The sequence below is a fragment of the Balneolaceae bacterium genome (genome assembly GCA_034521445.1).
Lineage (GTDB): Bacteria > Bacteroidota > Rhodothermia > Balneolales > Balneolaceae > JAXHMM01.
Genome location: JAXHMM010000005.1, coordinates 95,451 through 114,837 on the forward strand (window position 1 = coordinate 95,451; position 19,387 = coordinate 114,837).

Sequence of the window (19,387 nt, forward strand, 5' to 3'; positions counted from 1 at the left end):
ACTTGTCAATAATTATCTGGAGAATTCTGGCCCTCTCCTTTGAAAACGAGGAGGAAAAATTATACCATTCCTCTCCTCTCCGAACCGCAACGCCAAAAACATTCACACACCATGTCCGCCGACGAGCTCATTCATCCCCGGAACGTCCACGAAATCCTGAACCGGCACATCCTGACGGACGGCTACGACATCGTACTCGACCTGCAGAAGAGCAAGGGCATGATGCTGCACGACGCGCGCAGCGGCAAGGAGTACCTGGACCTGTTCACCTTCTTCGCCTCCAACCCGCTGGGCATGAACCACCCGGCCCTGGATAACGCCGAATTCCGCGATAAGCTCGGCCGGGTCGCCGTCAACAAGCCCTCCAACTCCGATATCTACACCGGCGAGATGGCCGAGTTCGTGGACAACTTCTCGCGAGTGGGCATTCCAGGCTACCTTCCCCACTCCTTCTTCATCGCGGGAGGAGCGCTGGCCGTGGAGAACGCCCTCAAGGTGGCATTCGACTGGAAGGTGCAGAAAAACTTCGAGAAGGGCTACCGCGAGGAGCGGGGTTTCAAGGTGCTTCACCTTGACCAGGCCTTTCACGGGCGGTCGGGCTACACCCTCTCGCTCACCAACACCGACCCGCGCAAGACGCGCTACTTTCCCAAGTTCGACTGGCCGCGGATCGCCTCGCCCGCCATGGAATACCCCGAAACCCCCGAACGCGCCGCCTCCGCGGAAGAGCGGGAGCGCAGGGCTCTGGCCCAGGCGGAGCGCCACTTCGAACGCAACCCCGACCAGATCGCCTGCATCATACTGGAGCCCATCCAGGGCGAGGGAGGCGACCGTCACTTCCGGCCTGAGTTTCACCGGGCGCTGCGGGAGCTGGCCGACCGCCACGAGGCCCTGCTGGTTCACGATGAGGTGCAGACCGGCGTGGGACTTACCGGACGCTTCTGGGCCCACGAACACTACATCAAACCTGACATCCTGGCCTTCGGCAAGAAGGCCCAGGTATGCGGCATTCTGGCAGGAGAGCGCATCGACGAGGTGCCCGACAACTGTTTCAAGGTCTCCTCGCGCATCAACTCCACATGGGGAGGCAACCTGGTCGACATGGTGCGCTTCGGGCGCATCCTGCAGGTCATCGAGGAGGAGGAGCTGGTGCAGAACGCCGAACAGAAGGGACAATTCCTGCAAAAGGGTCTCCGGGAGCTGGCCTCGGAACACGAGGTGCTTTCCAACCCACGGGGCAAGGGACTGATGTGCGCGGTGGACCTGCCCGATGCGGCCACGCGCGATGCGGTGCGCAGGGCGTGTTTCGAGCGGCAGATGATGATCCTTGGCTGCGGCGAGCGCACCCTTCGCTTCCGTCCTCCGCTCACGGTGCAGCAGGAGCAGCTGACACGGGCCCTTGAAATCGTGGAGGCCTCCGTGAAGGCGGTGAAAGCATAACCCTCGAGGCGTCCTTCTAGCCGGCCTGCAGGCTGCGCCCGTCCATGATGTCGTGGAAGACCGAGCTGTAGCTTTCGGCCAGCTTATCCACCTTCAGGCCGGCCATGCCGCGCATCTCCAGCACGTCGCCCCCCACCGTGCCCAAAGTATGGCAGGGCACGCCCGCATCGGAAAAATGGGCGGTCACATCAGCGGCCTTCTCCACCTCGCAGGTAACCACCACGCCCGACTGCGCCTCGCTGAACAGGATCTCATGGTCGGTGCCGCCCAGGTCGTCGAGCTCCACGGTGGCGCCCAGGCCTGAAAAGATGGCCATCTCGGCCAGGGTCACCGCCAGTCCCCCGTCGGAGAGGTCGTGGGCGGCGTTGAGCAATCCCTCGTGGATGGCTTCCAGCAGGGCGTCCTGCAGCATCTTCTCAAAATCCAGGTCGAGCACGGGAGCATCGCCGGCGGTCAGACCGTGGATGGCGTGCAGGTACTCGCTGCCTCCCAGGCCCCTGCGCTCCGCCCCGATGTAGAGCACAGCATCGCCCTCCCCCTTGAAGGCGGGGGTGGTGGTATGCTTTTCAAGATCCTCCACCAGTCCCAGCATGCCGATGACCGGCGTGGGGAATACGGCGTGTTTCGGGTTCTCGTTGTAGAAACTCACGTTGCCGCCGGTGACCGGGGTGTTAAAGGTGCGGCAGGCTTCGCTCATGCCGGCCAGCGCCTCCCGGAAGGTCCAGTAGACCTCCGGCTTGTAGGGATTGCCGAAGTTGAGGCAGTTGGTAATGGCCATGGGCCTGCCCCCGCTGCAAACCACGTTGCGGGCCGATTCGGCCACGGCGATGGCGCCCCCGCGGCGGGGATTCAGGTAGACGTAGCGCCCGTTGCAGTCGGTCTTGACCGCCAGGCCCTTGCGGGTGCCCTTCACACGAATCACTCCGGAGTTGCTGGGACCCGGACGATTGACCGTGTTGGTGCGCACCATGGTGTCGTACTGCTCGTGCACCCAGCTCTTGTCGGCGATGTTGGGTGAGGCCAGCAGGCGCAGCAGGGTCTGGCCGTGGTCGGAGGGATGGTCCAGGCTGCCCGGATCAAAGTTCATGGTATCGTCGAGGTAGGCGGGCCGTTCGGCCTCGCGCACATATTGTGGCGCGCCGCCGCCCAGCACCAGGCTGTCGGCGGGAATTTCGGCCTTCACCTCCCCGTCCTTCAGGTAGGTCACCTTGTCGCCGTCGGTCACCTCGCCGATGACCACCGCATTGAGGTCCCACTTTTCGTAGATGTCGATAATCTCCTGCTCGCGGCCCTTCTCGGCCACCACCAGCATGCGCTCCTGGCTTTCGGAGAGAAGGAGCTCGTAGGCCGTCATCCCATCCTCACGGGCCGGCACCTTGTCCAGGTCCAGACGCATGCCGCATTTGCCCTTGGCGCTCATCTCCGAGGAGGAGCAGGAGATGCCGGCCGCGCCCATGTCCTGCATGCCGACCACGCCGCCGTTCTTAATGGCCTCCAGGGAGGCCTCCAGCAGCAATTTTTCGGTAAAGGGGTCGCCCACCTGCACGCTGGGACGCCTGTCCTCGCTATCCTCGTCGATCTCCTCGGAGGCAAAGGTGGCCCCGTGGATGCCGTCGCGGCCGGTAGAGGAACCCACGATGATTACGGGATTGCCGGCCCCGCGGGCCACGGCCGAAACCGTCTCGCCCTCCTTGACGATGCCCACGCTCATGGCGTTGACAAGGGGATTGCCCTCGTAGCGCTCATCAAAATAGATCTCGCCGCCCACCACCGGCACGCCAAAGGAGTTGCCGTAGTCGGCGATGCCGCGCACCACCCCATCCAGAAGGAAACGCACGCGGGGCTCCTCCAGGCTTCCGAAACGCAGGGAGTTGAGGCTGGCAATGGGACGCGCGCCCATGGTGAAAATATCGCGGTGTATGCCGCCCACACCTGTAGCCGCCCCCTGGTAGGGCTCGATGGCGGAGGGATGATTGTGGCTCTCCACCTTGAAGGCACAGCCAAGACCGTCGCCGATGTCCACCAGTCCGGCGTTTTCCTCGCCTGCGCCAACCAGCAGCTGGGGTCCTTCGTTGGGCAGCTTCTTGATCTCCAGGATGGAGTTCTTGTAGGAGCAGTGCTCACTCCACATCACCGAATAGACACCCAGTTCGGTGAAAGTGGGCGTGCGGCCGAGAAATTCCCTGATCTTATCAAATTCCTCCTCGCTGAGGCCGTGTTCCTTGGCCAGTTCCAGGTTCACTTCGGGTTCCGCGCGGCTGACGTCTGACATCGGGCGAACTATTTTCGGTGGTGGTTTCCGGTTGAATGGCGGGGTGCGCGAGGCCGGGGCGTGCCGGTGCCCGGCAGGCCCGGAAAGCGCCCCCGATCGAAGGGGCAAAAGATAGCGAAATCGCTACTTGCATCATAATGCCCTACGATTCGTATATTCCATCGCTTGGCAACCCTAACAACGTACCCGACTATGAAAATCAAGGCCATCATCACCGTCGTCATCCTCCTGCTGGTGGGCGGATACAGCATCAGCAAATACAACACCCTGGTATCCCAGCAAGAGACGGTCAACCAGCGCTGGGCGCAGGTGGAGAACCAATACCAGCGCCGCTCTGACCTGATCCCCAACCTGGTGAACACCGTCCAGGGAGCGGCCGACTTTGAGCAGGAGACCCTCACCGAGGTGATCGAGGCGCGCAGCCAGGCCACCTCCATCCAGGTGTCGTCCGAAGACCTCAACAACCCGCAGGCCCTGCAGCAGTTCCAGCAGGCCCAGAACCAGCTTACCGGGGCGCTCTCCCGCCTGCTGGTAACCGTGGAAAAATACCCTGAGCTGCAGGCCAACGAGAATTTCCAGGACCTGCAGACCCAGCTGGAAGGTACGGAGAACCGCATCGCCACCGAACGCCAGCGCTTCAACGAGGCAGTGCAGGGCTATAATACCTCTATCCGGCGTTTCCCGACCAATATCTTCGCCGGCCTGTTCGGCTTCGGGCAGAAAGCCTATTTTGAGGCTGAAGAGGGAGCCGAGGAGGTCCCCGAAGTGAATTTCAATTGACCGCTTGACCCAGGGCATCCGAAAACCAGACATGGCTATGGCTTTTCTTACCGACGAACAGGAACAAACGGTTGTGCGCGCCATCGCGCAGGCCGAAAAACAGACCTCCGGGGAGATCCGCATTCACATGGAGGAGCACGCGCCCCGCGAACCCCTGGAGCGCGCCGCCCGACTCTTCCACGAACTGGGTATGGATCAGACCGAAGAACAGAACGGAATCCTGATCTATGTGGCCACCGAAGACCACAAGGTGGCCGTCTACGCCGGCAAGGGCGTCCACCGGCAGGTGGAGGACCATTTCTGGAATGATGTGCTTCAGCTAATTCTGGAACATTTCCGGGAGGAGCGGCACGCCGAGGGACTCATCGCAGCGGTGGAAAAATCCGCCGCCAAGCTCGCCGGGATGTATCCCTACGCCAGGGGCGACGTCAACGAACTGACCAACAAGATAAGCTACCGCGAACGCCAGAAACCCGAAAACGAATGAGGTTCCCCCGCACGTTCCGACTGATCCCCGCCCTGCTTCTTTGCGTCCTTGTCGCCCTGCCTCAGCTTATCCAGGCCCAGCAGCCGAATTTTCCCTCCGAGCCCAGGGGACACGTCAGCGATTTCGCCGGTTTCCTGAATGCCTCCGAAACACAGCGTCTGGAATCCAAGCTGCGCACCTACCGCGACACCACCACGACGGTCATCGCCATCGCCACCCTGCAGAGCCTGCAGGGCGCGTCCATCGAGGAGACCGCCACCGCCATGTTCAACGCATGGAACATGTGGGAGGACGACCGCGACAACGGCGTGCTCATCCTGGTCTCCGAAGAGGAGCGCCAGCTCCGCATCGAAGTGGGCTACGGCCTGGAAGGCGCCATACCCGACGTGATGGCCGGCCGCATCATCCGCAATATCCTCACGCCCTCTTTTCGCAAGGGCGACTACTACGAGGGCTTCGACCGTGCCACCTCGGCCCTTATCCAGCTCGCCTCCGGGGAGTTCGAGGGCGAGCTGACCGAAAGCCGTGAAAGCGGCGGAGACGACGACAGCGGCTCGCTGATCGTCTTCCTGCTTTTCCTGGCCTTTGTGGTCTACGTCTCCTCCCGACGCGGCGGCGGCAAGGGCGGCGGCAAGGGCAGCCGGCGCCGGCGCACCCTGGGTCCCGGTGGATTCATCTTCCTGGGCGGGGGCGGATTCGGCGGAGGAGGAGGCGGCTTCGGAGGCGGCGGCGGAGGTTTCGGCGGATTTGGCGGGGGAGGTGGATTCGGCTCCGGCGGGGGCGGCGCCAGCGGCGGCTGGTAGGCGCTCCTCCCCTGACGTGACCGCTACCCTTCTGCCTTCGATGGCGGGGCCGGGGTGCGGCTCTGGTACTCCTCAAGGGTGAACTCGTCCACCTGCACCGCATCCACCCGGGCCAATTCGGCCTTGCGCACCATTTCGCCCTCCTGCTTGGTGAGCACGCCCTTCTCGATGGCCTCGTCGATCTGGAAGCGGGGCTGCCGGTCGGGAAGCTCGCCCTTTTTGGCCGCCGTCTTCAGCTTCCGGTAGAGCGGCTCGGCCTCCATTTTCAGCCGGAAGGCGTTCTCGTACTTGCCCAGGGCCTCGTCGGTATCCTCCGTCAGGTAGATGCCCTCAGTAAGGCGGTCGCGCTGCTCGCCGGGACGCTGCATGGCCTGCGCCACATTATGCCCCAGCACGTCGGAAGGCTCGGAGCCGATGCGGTTGATGCGCGACCACAGGGCCAGGGGACCGTGAAAGAGCCATCCCAGTCCCGGCACCTCGATCTCCCGATAGATGTTGTCGAAGGCCTCCTGAATGCGCGCGAAGGCGTAGTCGAGCGACCATCGCAGGAAGGGCAGGTCTTCCTCCCTCCTGCCCTCCGCCTCGAAGCGGCGCAGGGTGGCCGTCGCCAGGTACATCCAGCTCAGGATGTCGCCGAAGCGGCCGCTGATCTTCTCCTTGATCTTCAGCTTGCCCCCGTAGGAGCCCAGGGCAAGGTCGGCCAGGAAGGCGAAGGAGGCGGAGGTCCAGGCCAGCTTGCGGTGATAGCCGGATGCGGGTCCCCCGGGCGTGGAGGCGAGCGTGCCGCGGGTCAGGCTCAGCAGAAAGGCGCGGGAGCCGTTGCGCACTACGTGTCCAATGTGCTTCCAGAAGGCCTCGTCGAAGGCCTTCACATCGCCGCGCGTAAGGGCGTCGATCTCCTGGTAGGCGTAGGGGTGGCAGCGGATGGCGCCCTGCCCGAAGATGATCAGGCTGCGTGTGAGAATATTGGCCCCCTCCACCGTAATCGCAATGGGCACCGCCATGTGGGCGTGCGCAAAGATGTTGCGCGGACCGCGGGAGATGCCCGCACCGCCCAGGATGTCCATGGCGTCGTTCACAACCTGCCGGCCCATCTCGGTGAAGTGGTACTTGGCAATGGCGGTGACCACGGCCGGCTTGGCCCCCTGGTCGAGTCCCCCGCAGGTGTAGCGCCGGGCGGCCTCCATCAGGTAGGTGAAACCGCCGATGCGCGCCAGGGGCTCCTCGATGCCCTCGAAGCGCCCGATGTTGATGCCGAACTGCTGCCGGAAGGCGGTGTAGGCGCCCACGGCGCGGGTTGCCACCTTGGCGCCCGCCACGCTCTCGGCCGGCAGGGAGATGCCGCGTCCCACGGACAGTGATTCGGTGAGCATGCGCCAGCCGTTGCCGGCCTGCTCGACGCCTCCGATAACGGCGTCGGCCGGCACCACCACGTCCTCCCCGTCGATGGGACAGTTGTAGAAGGGCACGCCCAGGGGGTCGTGTCGCCTGCCCAGCTTTACGCCTTCGGTATCGCTGGGGATGAGAGCACAGGTGATGCCCAGGTCCTCGCCCCGGTCCAGCAGATTTTCGGGATCCTCCAGCTTGAAAGCCAGTCCTATAACCGTAGAAATGGCAGCCAGGGTGATGTAGCGTTTGGTGAAGTTGAGGCGGATATAGAGCTCGCCGTCCTCCCCGCGGAACAGCTCTCCGCGGGCCGTCATGGAGCCGGCGTCGGAGCCCGCCGTTGGCTCGGTAAGCGCGAAGCACGGGATCTCCTCGCCCCGGGCCAGGCGCGGCAGGTAGTAATCCTTCTGCTCGTCGGTGCCGTAGTGCACCAGCAGCTCGGCCGGACCCAGGGAGTTGGGCACCATCACGGTGATGGCGAGGGGGGCGCAGCGGGAGGAGAGCTTGGCAATGATGGCGCTGTGGGCGAGGGTGGAGAAATCGTGTCCCCCGTACTGCTCCGGTATCTCCAGACCAAAGAATCGATGCTCCCGCAGGAAATCCCACACCTCCTCCTCGAAACCCTTGTTTACGTAGACCTCCCAGTCGTCCACCATGGCGCAGACCTGCTCCACGGGTCCGTCCAGAAAGGCCTGCTCCTCCTCGGTAAGTTCGGGATAGTCCTCCGCCATGAGACGGTTCAGGTCGGGGCAGCCGGAGAAGAGCTCCCCGTCCACCCAGACGTTGCCCGACTCCAGGGCCGTGCGTTCGGTCTCGGAGATTTTGGGCAGGAACTGCAGGGCGTCCAGCAGCTTCATGAGGGGGCCCGAGAGCAGCGTCCTGCGCAGGGGCTTCAGGTTAAAGAGGAGGCAGAAGACTGCAAAGAGTCCCAGCAGCCACCAAGGGGCGCCCAGGCCCCAGAGGGTGAGCAGCCCGGCCGCACCCCACAGCCACAGCGGCGCGCCGGTAAAACCGAAAAGCAGCGCCACGGCCAGGATGCCGGCGACCAGCAGCCAGGCGGGAAAGTTGTTTAAAAATCCGAGCGTTTCCGTCAGTGCGTCCATAGTGCTATACCTCCTTGTAGCTAAATATGCGTTTCTGCTATTCCGTGCCCGGTACGGCCCGGACCCGGTAGCCCTGCAGGATATGATCGAGGGCCTGTTCGATGAAAAGTTCCTGATTGATGCGGGAGTCCAGCCGGCGCGAGAGCACCACCGCCATCACCCCGTGGAGCTGCGCCCAGAGCGTGTAGGCGGCCAGCACCGGATGGGGCTCCTCCAGTCCCCCGGTGGCCACGCCCTCACGGATTACCTCGGCTACTATTTCGTAGCCCCGGCGGGCGCGGCGGAATTTTTCGCGGGGGTAGCGAGTCATCTCGTCGGAACTGACCAGGTAGATCACCTGGTATTCGCGGGAGTTTTCCAGTGCATAGCGCACGTAGGCACGGGCCAGCTCCTCCAGGCGATCGGTGGCGGGTCCGCTGCGGGAGGCCGCCTCCTCAAGCCGCCGGTTCAGTTCGTCGATGGAGCGCTCCATCACCGCGTGAATAAGCTCGTCCTTGCTCTCGAAGTGCAGGTAGACGCTGGTGGCCGTGACGCCTGCCTCACGCGCGATCTTGCGCAGCGAGCAGTTGCGGTAGCCCTCCTCCAGCAGCAGTTTCCGGCAGGCGCGGATCAGCTCCCCCTTCAGTCCGTTGTGTTCCTGCTGTCCGCTCATGGCCCTGTCCTGGTTAACGGCGTTAACTTATAGTAACGAATTACAGAAATATCGCCTGAAATGCAACGTGCGATCGCAGCAGCTCAGGCTTCCTCCCGCAACCGGAAACGAACATAGTGAATGGTCTTTCCGTTGCGGAGGTGCTTTTCCTCATAGTAGGTCGTGATGCCCAGCAGCTCGTCGTCCGGGCGCTCGCCGTGCACGTCCTCCACCAGCTCCTCCAGGTGGCAGCCCTGCTCAGAGATGACCTCACGGGTGTAGCCGAAGAGCAGGTCACTGTCGGTCTTCAGGTGGATGGGCGCCCCCGCGGCGAGTACCTGGCGGTAGATGGCCAGGAATTTGGGATCGGTGAGCCTCTTGTTGCGGTCGGGCGACCGAGGATAGGGATCGGGGAAAGTGATCCAGATCTCCTCCACCTCCCCGGGACGGAAGTATTCGGGCAGATGGTCGATATAGATGCGCAGGAAACGCACGTTGGACAGCTCCTGATCCAGGGCACGCTTGGCGCCCTTCCAGATGCGCGCGCCCTTGATATCCACCCCTACAAAATTACGGGTGGGATTTCTGCGGGCCAGTTCCAGCGCGTATTCACCCTTGCCGCAGGCCAGCTCCAGGGTGAGGGGATTGCCGTTTCCGAAGATCTCTGAGGCCCACCGGCCGCGCGGTTTCTCGTCCTCCCCGTCCTGGAAATCGGTCAGCTCAAGGACGTTTTCGAAGGTGCCGATCTCCTCGAAGCGCTCCAGTTTGTTCTTGCCCATGGCGAATGCTGCTTGCGATTGGTTCTCTTCAGGGCGCCAGGCGGCGGATATCCCACGACTCCCCCTCGCGCCGGTAGACCAGCCGGTCGTGCATACGCTCCTCGCGGCCCTGCCAGAATTCGATGACGTCGGGCCGCAGCAGGTAGCCTCCCCAGAATTCCGGCAGGGGCACCTCCCCTCCTTCAAACTGCTTTTCGTAGTCACGGAATCGCATTTCCAGCTCCTCGCGCGATTCCACCCTGCGGCTCTGCTCGGAAGCCCAGGCGGCAATGCGGCTGGGACGGGGGCGCTGCCGGAAGTACTCCCTCGACTCCGCGCGGCCCAGCTTCTCAACCTCTCCCTCGATGCGTACCTGTCGGCTCATGGCCGGCCAGTAGATGCAGAGGGCCGCACGGGGATTCTTCTCCAGCTCGCGACCCTTCCTGCTGCGGTAATTGGTGTAGAAACGGAAACCCTCCGGATCAAACCCCTTCAGCAGTACCACGCGGGAGGAGGGCCGCCCGTCGGGAGTCGCCGTGGAGAGGGTCATGGCGTTGGGATCCATGGGTTCGGCCTCCAGGGCCTGCTCGAACCACGTCTGGAACTGCTCGACGGGGTCTTCGAACACGCTCCGGTCGTCAAGCGGTTCGCCGGCGTATTCGCGCCGGATGGCGGCCAGCTTTTCCTTGTCGGGGGGGATGTCCTTCATAGGGCGCGTGGTATTGGGTCGAATGACGGCAGGGGCTCCGTAGGTAGTAAGCCCGGTTCAGGCGAAGTAGTCCGGTTCGTTGCCGGCTTTCCACTTGATGTTGCAACCCATGCTGGGCTTCTGTCGCTCAAGGGTCTCCCCTTTCTCCAGCAGCAGGTCGAGGGCCTCCCTCAGGTCGCTTCCATCCACCGGCTCGTCGTTGCCGGGGCGGCTCTCGTCAAACTGTCCCCGGTATACCAGCTCCAGGTCGCTGTCGAAGAGGAAGAAGTCCGGCGTACAGGCCGCACGATAACGCCTGGCCACCTCCTGGGATTCATCGTATAGGTAGGGAAAGGGGAAATCAAGCTCCTCCCCCAGCTCCTTCATCTTTTCCGGTCGGTCGTCGGGGTAGTTCGATACGTCGTTGGAGCTGACGGCGACCACCTCCACTCCGCGGGAGGCGTATTCCCTCGCCAGATCGACAAATTCAGGCAGTATATGCTTGACGTAGGGACAGTGATTGCACATGAATACGACCAGCAGTGCCTCGGCGCCTTCGTAGTCATCCAGGGAGACCTCGCGGCCGCTGAGGGCGTCGGTCAGCTGAAAATCGGGGGCGCGGGTACCCAGGTCGAGCATGGTGGAGGGAGTAGCGGACATAATGCGTCTGCTTAATTTGCGGTTAGCCTTGACGTCGTTCGCAGGGCTAAAACTACAAAGAAATGCCAAAAACAGTTCCGTTGCCCGGGAAAAATCTTATCGTAAAGAGGGGCCTAAAAAAAAGAAACCCGATACCTGCGGGATTCAGGTGATTATCTATGCTTAGAAAGCTACTGTCGCCAGTAGAATAGATGTGCTCCGCAGATACCGGGTCCTTTAGGTCAGGTGCTTGTCCCATTGAACGTAAATCGGGACCAAATGTTTCGAAGGCCTGCCGGTGATCAGCTCCCCTCAAACAGCTCGCCCTGGTTGCCCTTGTAACGGACGAAGGCACCGGTATTCAGCTCAACCTTCTCCCGATTGAGTCTCATTTTTCCGACGTGCATGTAAAACAGCGAGCGTATCTGCTCCGCAAAATTTCCCTCCGCATGAAAACGCTTGCCGAACTCCGAGACGTTCAGCTTGCCCTCGCGCATCTCCCGCACACGGTTCAGCACCTTATCCCTGCGGTCCGGGAAGTGCTGCTCCAGCCAGTCGCTGAAAAGGTCCTTGACCCCGTAGGGCAGCCTCAGGATCGTGTAGCCGGCGTGTTCAGCTCCGGCATCGGCGGTGGCCTCCAGAATTTTCGGGATTTCGTGATCGGTCAGGCCCGGCACCACGGGGGCCACATTCACCCCGGTTGAGATACCGTGTGAGGCCAGCTTTTCGATAGCCTCCAGGCGGCGGTAGGGCTGCGAGGTGCGCGGCTCCATCACGCGGGCCAAATCGCGGTCGAGGGTGGTTACCGAGAGGGTGACGTGCACCGCACCGACCTCCGCCAGCTCCTGCAAAATGTCGAGATCGCGGGTGACCAGGTGGTTTTTGGTGATCAGGCTCACGGGGTTGCGGTAGCGCGCCAGCACCTGCAGGCACTGCCGGGTTATTTCAAGTTCACGTTCGGCCGGCTGGTAGGGATCGGTCACCCCGCTCATCATAATGGTCTTCGGAGACCATGAATCCGACGACAGGCGCGCCTGCAGCTTTTGGGCTGCATCGTATTTGACCAGGATGCGCGACTCAAAGTCCAGCCCGGCCGAAAAGCCCAGGAATTCGTGCGTGGGACGGGCGTAACAGTAGATGCATCCGTGCTCGCAGCCCCGGTAGGGATTGAGGCTCACCTCGAAGGGCAGATCGGGGCTGTCGTTGGTGGCCAGCACCTCCTTGGTGTCGTCGGCGTAGAAGCGCGTATGCCGGCCGGGTTTCTCCCCCGTCTCCTCGTCCAGCTCGTAGTCGGTGTACCGCCCCTCGAAACGGTTGGCGGGATTGTCCGAGCTGCCCCTGCCCCGTATGGGATTGCGGTCGGTCACTGTTGGCTGACAAAAACGGTTTTGCGGTTGACGAATTCGCGAATACCCTCCCGCGAGAGCTCCCGCCCGTAGCCCGACTCCTTGACGCCGCCGAAGGGCTGGCGCGGGTCCGAGGCCACGAAGCTGTTCACGAAGCAGCAGCCCGCCTCCAGGCGGTTGGCCGCGATCTCCTCGGCGCGCGCCGTGTCCCGCGAGAAGACGGCCGCACCCAGGCCGTAGGAGGTGTCGTTGGCGATTTCGACCGCCTCCTCTTCCGAACCCGCCCGGATCAGGGAGGCCACCGGTCCGAAGAGCTCCTCCTCCCACGCCGGCATGCCAGGCTCCACATCGGTCAGCACGGTAGGAGGATAGAACCAGCCCCGCCCCTCGGGAAGGTGTCCCCCGAGCAGGCATCGGGCGCCCTCCTCACGGCTGACGCGCACCTGCCGGTGGAGGTTGACGCGCAGATCTTCCCGGGCCATGGGTCCCACGTCGGTCTCTTCGTCAAAGGGATCGCCAGTCTTTTGGGCATTCATCTTCTCCACCACCAGCTCGCTGAAGGCATCGAATACAGAGGAGACCGCGATAAAACGCTTCGCGGCGATGCAGCTTTGTCCACTGTTGATCATCCGCGAGGTGACGCAGGTTTCCGCGGCCATCTCCAGGTCGGCGTCCTCCAGCACCAGGTAGGGGTCGCTCCCTCCCAGCTCAAGCACCGTCTTCTTGAGCGTGGCTCCCGCCTGCGAGGCCACCGCCTTGCCGGCCCGCGTGCTGCCGGTGAGCGTGACCGCTGCGATGCCGGGGTTTTCAATGATATCCTGGACCTGGTTCACCTCCGCCACCACCGTCCGGAAGAGATCGCCGGGCACACCGGCCTGATGCAGCAGGGATTCGATCCTCAGGGCGCATCGGGTGACGTTTTCAGCGTGCTTGAGGAGGGCGCCGTTGCCCGCCATCAGGGCGGGAGCGGCGAATCGGAAGAGCTGCCAGAAGGGAAAGTTCCAGGGCATGATGGCCAGCACCGTGCCCATCGGCCGGAAGGCCAGGTAGCTGCGTCCCCCGTCCGCCTCCAGCGGTTCATCGGCCAGGAACTCCCCGGCCTTGTCGGCATAGTACTCGCAGACCCAGGCGCACTTTTCGGCCTCCGATACGCCCTGCGCCAGCGGCTTGCCCATCTCCCGGGCCATCAGTTCGGCCAGCTCACCGCTCCGCCCGCGCAGCAACCGGGCCGCCTCGCGCATCACCCCGGCGCGGTGCTCGAAATCGGTCCTGCCCCAGCGCTTTTGGGCCTCGGAGGCGTCGCGGACCAGGGTGCGGATCTCCCCGTCGGACATAGCTTCGTATTGCTCGATGGTATCGCCGGTGGCGGGATTGACGGACTGTATCATAGCTGTCGTTTACGCTTGGTGTTAACGGTATATTGAAACAAGCCGCACGCTACGTCCATTCGTCCCGGGTCAGCCTTGACCCGCCGCCCGCTCCTCCTCTACGCAGTCTCTTATGGTGTGCAAACTTTCCTCCAGCAGCTCATCCCCGATGACCAGCGGCGGGGCCAGGCGCACCAGGGTGTCTGAGTGCAGGGTCCACCCCAGGATAATTCCCTGCTCCAGGCAGCGGGTCACCACGCGGCGGGTAAGGCCGGCGCTCTCCAGCTCCATGCCCAGCATGGCGCCGCGCCCCCGCACCTCCACGATGCCCTCGCCGGTCAGTATTCTTCGGGCAGCGGACTCGATCTGTTTCGCACGTGCGCCGTAGTCGCCCCGCAGGAGCTCCTCCAGGGCGGCCAGGGCGGCCGCGCAGCTGACCGGGTGTCCCCCGAAGGTGGTTACGTGGTTGAGGGGCGGGTCCTTGCGGAAGACCTCGAATACCTCGCTTGAAGAGACGAAAGCCCCTATGGGCATGCCGCCTCCCATGGCCTTCGCCAGGCAGAGCACATCGGGCGTCACCCCGTAGTGCCAAAAGGCAAAGAGGCTGCCGGTCCGGGAAAATCCGGTCTGTATCTCATCGAAGATGAGCAGGGCGCCCGCCTCGCTGCAGCGCCGCCGGACCTCCCGCAGCCACGCCACCTCAGCCGGTATGATGCCGCCCTCCCCCTGCACCGGCTCCAGGATGACCGCGGCGGTCTCCCCGTCGATGGCATCCAGTCCACCGCCGTTGAAATCGAGGAAGTGGACGTCCGGCAGCAGGGGCAGATAGGGATCGCGGTAGACGTCCCGGCCGGTGACGCTGAGCGAACCGTGGGTGTCGCCGTGGTAGCCGTGCCGGAAAGCCACCAGCTTATGCCGGCCGGTATGTTTCTTGGCCAGTTTGAGGGCGCCCTCCACCGCTTCGGTCCCGCTGTTAACGAAATAGACGCGGTCCAGCGAACCGGGCAGCTCTCCGGCGAGGCGCGCGGCCAGACGGGCCTGGGGACGCTGGACATATTCCCCGTAGACCATTACATGCAGGTGGCGGTCGACCTGCTCCTTCACCGCACGCACCACCGCGGGATGACGGTGTCCCAGCGAGCTGACGGCGATGCCCGAGATGAAGTCGGTGTATCGCCTGCCGTCGGCCGTATGTATGAAACAGCCTTCCGCACGCTCCACTTCCAGTCCCACAGGCTCGTCGCTGGTCTGGGCAATATGACGGTAAAAGCTTTGGCTGTCAGTCACTTGGCGCTTACTAATGAGACTCTAACTTACTCGTATTGCTTGGTAATTAGTATAATAAACACAAACGGCATAAGGGAAGCGCCATTTATCCGGTTCCATTCCCTCCTTTCTTTCCCAGTCCATGGCGTCGCTTGAAAAAGACAAAATAATTGTGTGTCTGATAAAATATCAGCAAGTTTCCATCGCCGATAGCAACTATCCCGACTGGAACCTCAGAGAAATTTCCCCTCTGTAAGCGATATTTAACACACATCAGCACCCCATGAACCGTTTTTCCGGGCACCTGCCTGCCATGCTGACAGCCGGTGCCATCGTACTGGTCCTGGCTGCAGGAATCTTCCTTGACCTGCGCATGTCTCCCCTGGCAGACGAACCGCAGGCTGGCATCAGCTCGGACGATACGCAGCTCAGCCTGGAAAAGAGCCAGCGGCCCAAAGGTGCTTTCAACCGCCCGCGCTACGAATACTTTTTCCGCCTGCTGCGCGACCCGGCCACCAACGCCATCCCTCCAGACGTACGTGTGCGGGAGCTGAATTACGCTCGCAACCTGCCCCGCATGGCCGAGCTTCCGCGCCAGGGGGCCCAGCCTGCCGGCTTCGACTGGAGCAACGCCGGCCCCTCCGACGTGGGGGGACGAACCCGCGCCCTGGGCATCGACCGCCGCAACCCCCAGGTGCTCATCGCAGGCGGGGTATCCGGGGGCATCTGGAAATCCACCGACGGCGGGGCGACGTGGGACCTCAAGACGCCGGACGCCGAAAACCTGAGCGTCACCGACCTGGTGCAGCACCCCGGGCAGCCCGACACCTGGTACTATGTGTCGGGGGAGATCGCGGGCAACTCGGCCAGCGGCAACGGCGCCTTCTACTACGGCAGCGGGGTCTTCCGATCCACCGACAACGGGGAGAGCTGGAGCCGCATCACCTCCAACACCGACAACCCAACGGTGGTGGACGATCCTTTCGACATCATGTCGCGCGTGGAGGTGAATCCCGCCACCGGCAGTCTCTTCGTCTGCAGCAACGGCTTCGGGGTCTACCGTGCGCCCGACGGACAGCATTTCGAAAGCCAGGCCGTGCTGGGCAACCCTGTCAGCATGATGCACTGCGACCTGGAGGTCACCTCCTCGGGCACCCTCTTCGCCGCCCTCTCCACCGAAAAAATTGCGGAAGGCGCCAACGTACCGCAGCAGACCGGCCTCTTCATGTCCACCGACAACGGCGACTCCTGGACCGACATCACGCCTTCGGGCTTCCCGCAGGCCCACGGGCGAAGCGTGCTGGCCGCGGCGCCGTCGGACGGAGACATCCTCTACGTTCTCACGGAGAAACTGGAATCTGAGACCAACCAGGGAATAAGTTTTTTCCGCCTGGACCTCAATGAAAACGAAGTCTCCCCTGATCGGGCGGGCAATCTGCCTGACTTCCGCAGCGGCGGCGACGGGTCGGGATACATGAATCTGCAGGGAGGCTACAACATGGTGGTCGCGGTAAAACCCGACGACCCGGATTTCGTACTGGTCGGCGCCACCAACCTCTTCCGATCCACCGACGGCTTCGCAACGGCGCCCGCAGGCGGCTACGACATCGACAACGAGTCGCAGGTGAACCAATACTGGATCGGTGGCTACGCGCATGACAACTCGTTCGGTCTCTACCCGGGACAGCACCCCGACCAGCATGTGATGACCTTCGACCCCTCCAATCCCGACCGCATGTTCGCGGGCACGGACGGGGGCGTATCGCTGACGCAGAATGTGACCGCCTCCGAGGTCTCCTGGACTCCCCGAAACGACGGCTATATCACCTCGCAGTTTTATACTTCCGCCATGCCGCCCGGGGAGAACGACGACCGGCTGATGGGCGGCACACAGGATAACGGAACACCTTACTTCCGTTATCCCGGGGGAGGCAGCCGGATCACCTCCGAGGACATCTCCCTGGGAGACGGGGGATACGCCTTCTTCACCCTCGACTATCTATATGTTTCCCGGCAGCGGGGAAGTATCGTCAAATATACAACCAACGGGAGCGGCGAACCTCTTCGCTTTGACTGTGTACACCCTTCGGGGGTGGATAGAGAACAGCTTCTTTTCATCCACCCCTATACGGTGGATCCCAACGACCAGAACGTCATGTACTTTCCAGACCAGAACAGGCTCTGGCGCAACTCGGGCGTAAATGATATCGACAACAACAACCCGAGCTGTCCGGGTGCCTCTACAGGCTGGGAAGTCCTCCACGAGGCTGCCGCGCCGCACGGTTATACCATCAGCGCCCTTGAGGTAAGCCGCTCGCCGGGCAACGTTCTTTTCTATGCCGCCTCTTCCCCCGAACAGCCGCCCCTGGTCCGGCGGCTGGATAATGCCAAAAACAGCAGTTCCACACCTGTGGATATCTCCATTCCGGGAGCGGCCGACGGGGCCTGGGTGAAAGACCTCGCCCTCAGCCCGGTCAACCCCGGCGCCGGGCAGGTCGAGCTGCTGGCCGTGATGTCCAACTACAATATCGAAGGACTATGGCACAGCGACGACAGCGGACAGACCTGGGAGGCGGTCGAAGGCAACCTCTCCGGCGGAGGAGGTGAAACAGGGCCCTCGCTGCGCGCTGCCGCGATTCTGCCCACCGATGAGGGACCGGTCTACCTGGTGGCCACCAGCACCGGCCTCTACCGCACCCATACCCTTGACGGTTCCGACACGGTATGGGGACAGGAGGCCGAATCCGAAATCGGAAATGCGGTGACCGATCACCTCGACCTGCGCGTAGCCGACGGCGATGTGGCTGCGGGCACCCACGGAAGAGGCATGCTCTACGGGAATTTCCTTGGAAACACCGACGCCCCCACCATCGCGGTCAACCCAGGCAGCGGACGTCCGGGTGAGGAGGTGACGGTTACAGCCAGCGACTTTACCTTCAGCGATAACGCTGCGGGCAACGAGGTTTTCTTCAATGACGCACGCGCCGAGGTGCTCAGCTCTGAAGCGCAGGAGCTCCGTGTGGTGGTACCACGCAATGTCCTTCCCCGCGAGGAATCCAGCCGAACCGCCTCCCTGCGCGTTACCACCGACAACCAGACCCTCACCACCGCCTTCGAGGTGCTGCCGCCCCGGCAGAACAGTCTCAGCCAGAATTTCCCCAATCCCTTCGGCGGCACTACGCAGATCCCCCTCGATCTGCAGCAGGAGAGCCGGGTGACCCTCCGCGTATACAACATCCTGGGACAGGAGGTCTTCGCGCCTTATGAGGGTGACGTTTTCCAGCCGGGCACCTACAACATACCTATCGATTTCAGCGACAGGGCGAGCGGTACCTATCTCTTCCACGTCATCGCAGAGCCCACGGGCGGGGGCGATCCCTTTATCGACTCCCGGCCCATGACCCTCGTAAAGTAATGCCTGGCCTTTCAGGCGTGCCGCAGCAGCAAGACCGCCGTAAGCAGCGCCACAAAAAAGAGGGAAGCCCCGTATTTGATGCGCATGACCGTACGGTAGCCCTCGCGCCGGTAGATCTTCTCGCGCAGGACACGCCGTATGGCCCCGCCCAGCGCCAGGGCGGCCAGGACCAGCGGCACTACCAGCCACAGCCTCGGATAGAGCGGCCAGAAGGCGCAGGTCAGCAGCAGCACACCGGCGCCCCACGCCCCGGTAAAGAAACGCACCACCCCGACGGGCCCGTAAACCAGGGCGAAGGTGCGGTCGCCCCGCGCGCGGTCCTCCTCCGCCTGGTAGGCCTGGGAGACCGGGTAGAGACTCAGGATCACCAGGGTCGCCCCAAGTGCGCCGGGCGCAGCCACCCAGGCGTCCACATACCCGGGGGAGGCCGCCAGGTAGCCCATCAGTACGCCGTTGATGCCTGTGCTGATCCCGATGGCCGCCAGGCTCTTCAGCGGCGCCCCTTTCCAGCGGGCGTGCGGGGTGGAGTAGAGCCAGAAAAGCAGCATGCTCAGGGCGTAAACCGCGGCAAAGGCGAAGCCCGACAGCCACCAGGCCAGCAGGAGTCCCACACCCTGAAGTGCCAGGGAGGCCGGCAGCATCCAGCGGCGCATGGGCGGAGGATGGCGCAGCCCACCCACCGGACCCGTGTCGCGGTCCCAGTACGAATTGTAGGCCGTGGCACCCCCGAAAAGCAGCAGGTGCACATTCAGCAGCTGGGCCAGCCACACCCCCCAGGGCATCACGCCCGCCAGCGCCCCGCCCAGCAGGTAGCAGCCGGAGAGGATGCCCAGCTGGTAGTGCGGGCGCAGGTGAACCGCAAAGTGCAGGACCTGCCGGGGAAGAGAGACAGGCTCGGCCGCGCGGTGTGTCTCGGGGACGTTCATGATAATGTCAGCATAGGCATTTTGGCACTTCCGATCCACTTCCGGTGGCTGACAGGGGCCGCTAAAAGAGCTATATTAAA

At 63.1% G+C, this 19,387-nt stretch carries 15 protein-coding genes; 5 read left to right on the forward strand and 10 right to left on the reverse strand.

What is annotated here, in order from left to right:
* Positions 1-111: 111 nt before the first annotated feature.
* Positions 112-1,440 (forward strand): L-lysine 6-transaminase, encoded by a 1,329-nt coding sequence (gene lat, locus U5K31_04280; protein ID MDZ7771942.1) that lies wholly within the window; start codon positions 112-114, stop codon positions 1,438-1,440.
* Between the two features lie 16 nt (positions 1,441-1,456).
* Here lat and purL read toward each other — a convergent pair whose 3' ends face one another.
* Positions 1,457-3,712 carry a phosphoribosylformylglycinamidine synthase subunit PurL gene (purL, locus tag U5K31_04285; GenBank protein ID MDZ7771943.1) on the reverse strand — a complete coding sequence of 752 codons (2,256 nt, stop codon included), beginning with the start codon at positions 3,710-3,712 and terminating at the stop codon, positions 1,457-1,459.
* 192 nt (positions 3,713-3,904) lie between these two features.
* Between purL and U5K31_04290 the strand changes: the two genes are divergently transcribed.
* Genes U5K31_04290 through U5K31_04300 form a run of 3 tightly spaced genes read left to right on the forward strand, consistent with a single transcriptional unit; the run spans position 3,905 to position 5,782 of the window.
* Positions 3,905-4,492 (forward strand): LemA family protein, encoded by a 588-nt coding sequence (locus U5K31_04290; GenBank protein MDZ7771944.1) that lies wholly within the window; start codon positions 3,905-3,907, stop codon positions 4,490-4,492.
* Between the two features lie 37 nt (positions 4,493-4,529).
* Entirely contained in the window at positions 4,530-4,979 is a 450-nt protein-coding gene (locus U5K31_04295; protein ID MDZ7771945.1) for a TPM domain-containing protein, read from the forward strand.
* The gene (locus U5K31_04300; protein ID MDZ7771946.1) at positions 4,976-5,782 is read left to right on the forward strand and encodes a TPM domain-containing protein; all 807 of its coding nucleotides are present in this window, start codon (positions 4,976-4,978) and stop codon (positions 5,780-5,782) included. The genes U5K31_04295 and U5K31_04300 overlap by 4 nt, the downstream gene beginning before the upstream one ends.
* Before the next feature lie 23 nt (positions 5,783-5,805).
* On the opposite strand, the gene U5K31_04305 is transcribed toward U5K31_04300, so the two are convergent.
* From U5K31_04305 to U5K31_04340, 8 genes are all read right to left on the reverse strand, one after another.
* Positions 5,806-8,271 carry an acyl-CoA dehydrogenase gene (locus U5K31_04305; GenBank protein ID MDZ7771947.1) on the reverse strand — a complete coding sequence of 822 codons (2,466 nt, stop codon included), beginning with the start codon at positions 8,269-8,271 and terminating at the stop codon, positions 5,806-5,808.
* A gap of 37 nt (positions 8,272-8,308) precedes the next feature.
* The gene (locus tag U5K31_04310; protein ID MDZ7771948.1) at positions 8,309-8,923 is read right to left on the reverse strand and encodes a TetR/AcrR family transcriptional regulator; all 615 of its coding nucleotides are present in this window, start codon (positions 8,921-8,923) and stop codon (positions 8,309-8,311) included.
* Positions 8,924-9,006: 83 nt separating this feature from the next.
* Entirely contained in the window at positions 9,007-9,681 is a 675-nt protein-coding gene (trmB, locus tag U5K31_04315) for a tRNA (guanosine(46)-N7)-methyltransferase TrmB (protein MDZ7771949.1), read from the reverse strand.
* A 28-nt stretch (positions 9,682-9,709) separates the two neighbouring features.
* Positions 9,710-10,369: a pyridoxamine 5'-phosphate oxidase gene (gene pdxH, locus U5K31_04320; protein ID MDZ7771950.1), complete on the reverse strand. Its 660-nt coding sequence runs from the start codon at positions 10,367-10,369 to the stop codon at positions 9,710-9,712.
* A 57-nt stretch (positions 10,370-10,426) separates the two neighbouring features.
* Entirely contained in the window at positions 10,427-11,008 is a 582-nt protein-coding gene (locus U5K31_04325) for a thioredoxin family protein (protein MDZ7771951.1), read from the reverse strand.
* A gap of 281 nt (positions 11,009-11,289) precedes the next feature.
* Positions 11,290-12,354, reverse strand: coding sequence for a PA0069 family radical SAM protein (locus U5K31_04330; GenBank protein MDZ7771952.1), 1,065 nt, complete (start codon positions 12,352-12,354; stop codon positions 11,290-11,292).
* Positions 12,351-13,721 carry an NAD-dependent succinate-semialdehyde dehydrogenase gene (locus tag U5K31_04335; protein ID MDZ7771953.1) on the reverse strand — a complete coding sequence of 457 codons (1,371 nt, stop codon included), beginning with the start codon at positions 13,719-13,721 and terminating at the stop codon, positions 12,351-12,353. Before U5K31_04335 ends, U5K31_04330 begins: the two co-directional genes overlap by 4 nt.
* A gap of 69 nt (positions 13,722-13,790) precedes the next feature.
* Positions 13,791-14,987, reverse strand: coding sequence for an aspartate aminotransferase family protein (locus U5K31_04340; GenBank protein ID MDZ7771954.1), 1,197 nt, complete (start codon positions 14,985-14,987; stop codon positions 13,791-13,793).
* Between the two features lie 262 nt (positions 14,988-15,249).
* On the opposite strand from U5K31_04340, the gene U5K31_04345 reads away from it, so the two are divergent.
* A complete protein-coding gene (locus U5K31_04345) occupies positions 15,250-18,381 on the forward strand; it encodes a T9SS type A sorting domain-containing protein (protein ID MDZ7771955.1) in 3,132 nt (1,043 codons plus the stop codon).
* Positions 18,382-18,392: 11 nt separating this feature from the next.
* Here the strand turns inward: U5K31_04345 and U5K31_04350 are convergent, their stop codons facing one another.
* Positions 18,393-19,307: a UbiA family prenyltransferase gene (locus tag U5K31_04350; GenBank protein ID MDZ7771956.1), complete on the reverse strand. Its 915-nt coding sequence runs from the start codon at positions 19,305-19,307 to the stop codon at positions 18,393-18,395.
* Positions 19,308-19,387 lie beyond the last annotated feature (80 nt).

What these genes read in the sequence shown, in the direction of transcription:
- U5K31_04290 (MDZ7771944.1), top strand. Translation starts at nt 3,905, where the DNA reads ATGAAAATCAAGGCCATCATCACCGTCGTCATCCTCCTGCTGGTGGGC.
- U5K31_04305 (MDZ7771947.1), bottom strand. Translation starts at nt 8,271, where the DNA reads ATGGACGCACTGACGGAAACGCTCGGATTTTTAAACAACTTTCCCGCC.
- trmB (MDZ7771949.1), bottom strand. Translation starts at nt 9,681, where the DNA reads ATGGGCAAGAACAAACTGGAGCGCTTCGAGGAGATCGGCACCTTCGAA.
- U5K31_04350 (MDZ7771956.1), bottom strand. Translation starts at nt 19,307, where the DNA reads ATGAACGTCCCCGAGACACACCGCGCGGCCGAGCCTGTCTCTCTTCCC.
- U5K31_04345 (MDZ7771955.1), top strand. Translation starts at nt 15,250, where the DNA reads ATGAACCGTTTTTCCGGGCACCTGCCTGCCATGCTGACAGCCGGTGCC.
- U5K31_04300 (MDZ7771946.1), top strand. Translation starts at nt 4,976, where the DNA reads ATGAGGTTCCCCCGCACGTTCCGACTGATCCCCGCCCTGCTTCTTTGC.
- lat (MDZ7771942.1), top strand. Translation starts at nt 112, where the DNA reads ATGTCCGCCGACGAGCTCATTCATCCCCGGAACGTCCACGAAATCCTG.
- U5K31_04295 (MDZ7771945.1), top strand. Translation starts at nt 4,530, where the DNA reads ATGGCTTTTCTTACCGACGAACAGGAACAAACGGTTGTGCGCGCCATC.
- U5K31_04335 (MDZ7771953.1), bottom strand. Translation starts at nt 13,721, where the DNA reads ATGATACAGTCCGTCAATCCCGCCACCGGCGATACCATCGAGCAATAC.
- pdxH (MDZ7771950.1), bottom strand. Translation starts at nt 10,369, where the DNA reads ATGAAGGACATCCCCCCCGACAAGGAAAAGCTGGCCGCCATCCGGCGC.
- purL (MDZ7771943.1), bottom strand. Translation starts at nt 3,712, where the DNA reads ATGTCAGACGTCAGCCGCGCGGAACCCGAAGTGAACCTGGAACTGGCC.
- U5K31_04325 (MDZ7771951.1), bottom strand. Translation starts at nt 11,008, where the DNA reads ATGTCCGCTACTCCCTCCACCATGCTCGACCTGGGTACCCGCGCCCCC.
- U5K31_04310 (MDZ7771948.1), bottom strand. Translation starts at nt 8,923, where the DNA reads ATGAGCGGACAGCAGGAACACAACGGACTGAAGGGGGAGCTGATCCGC.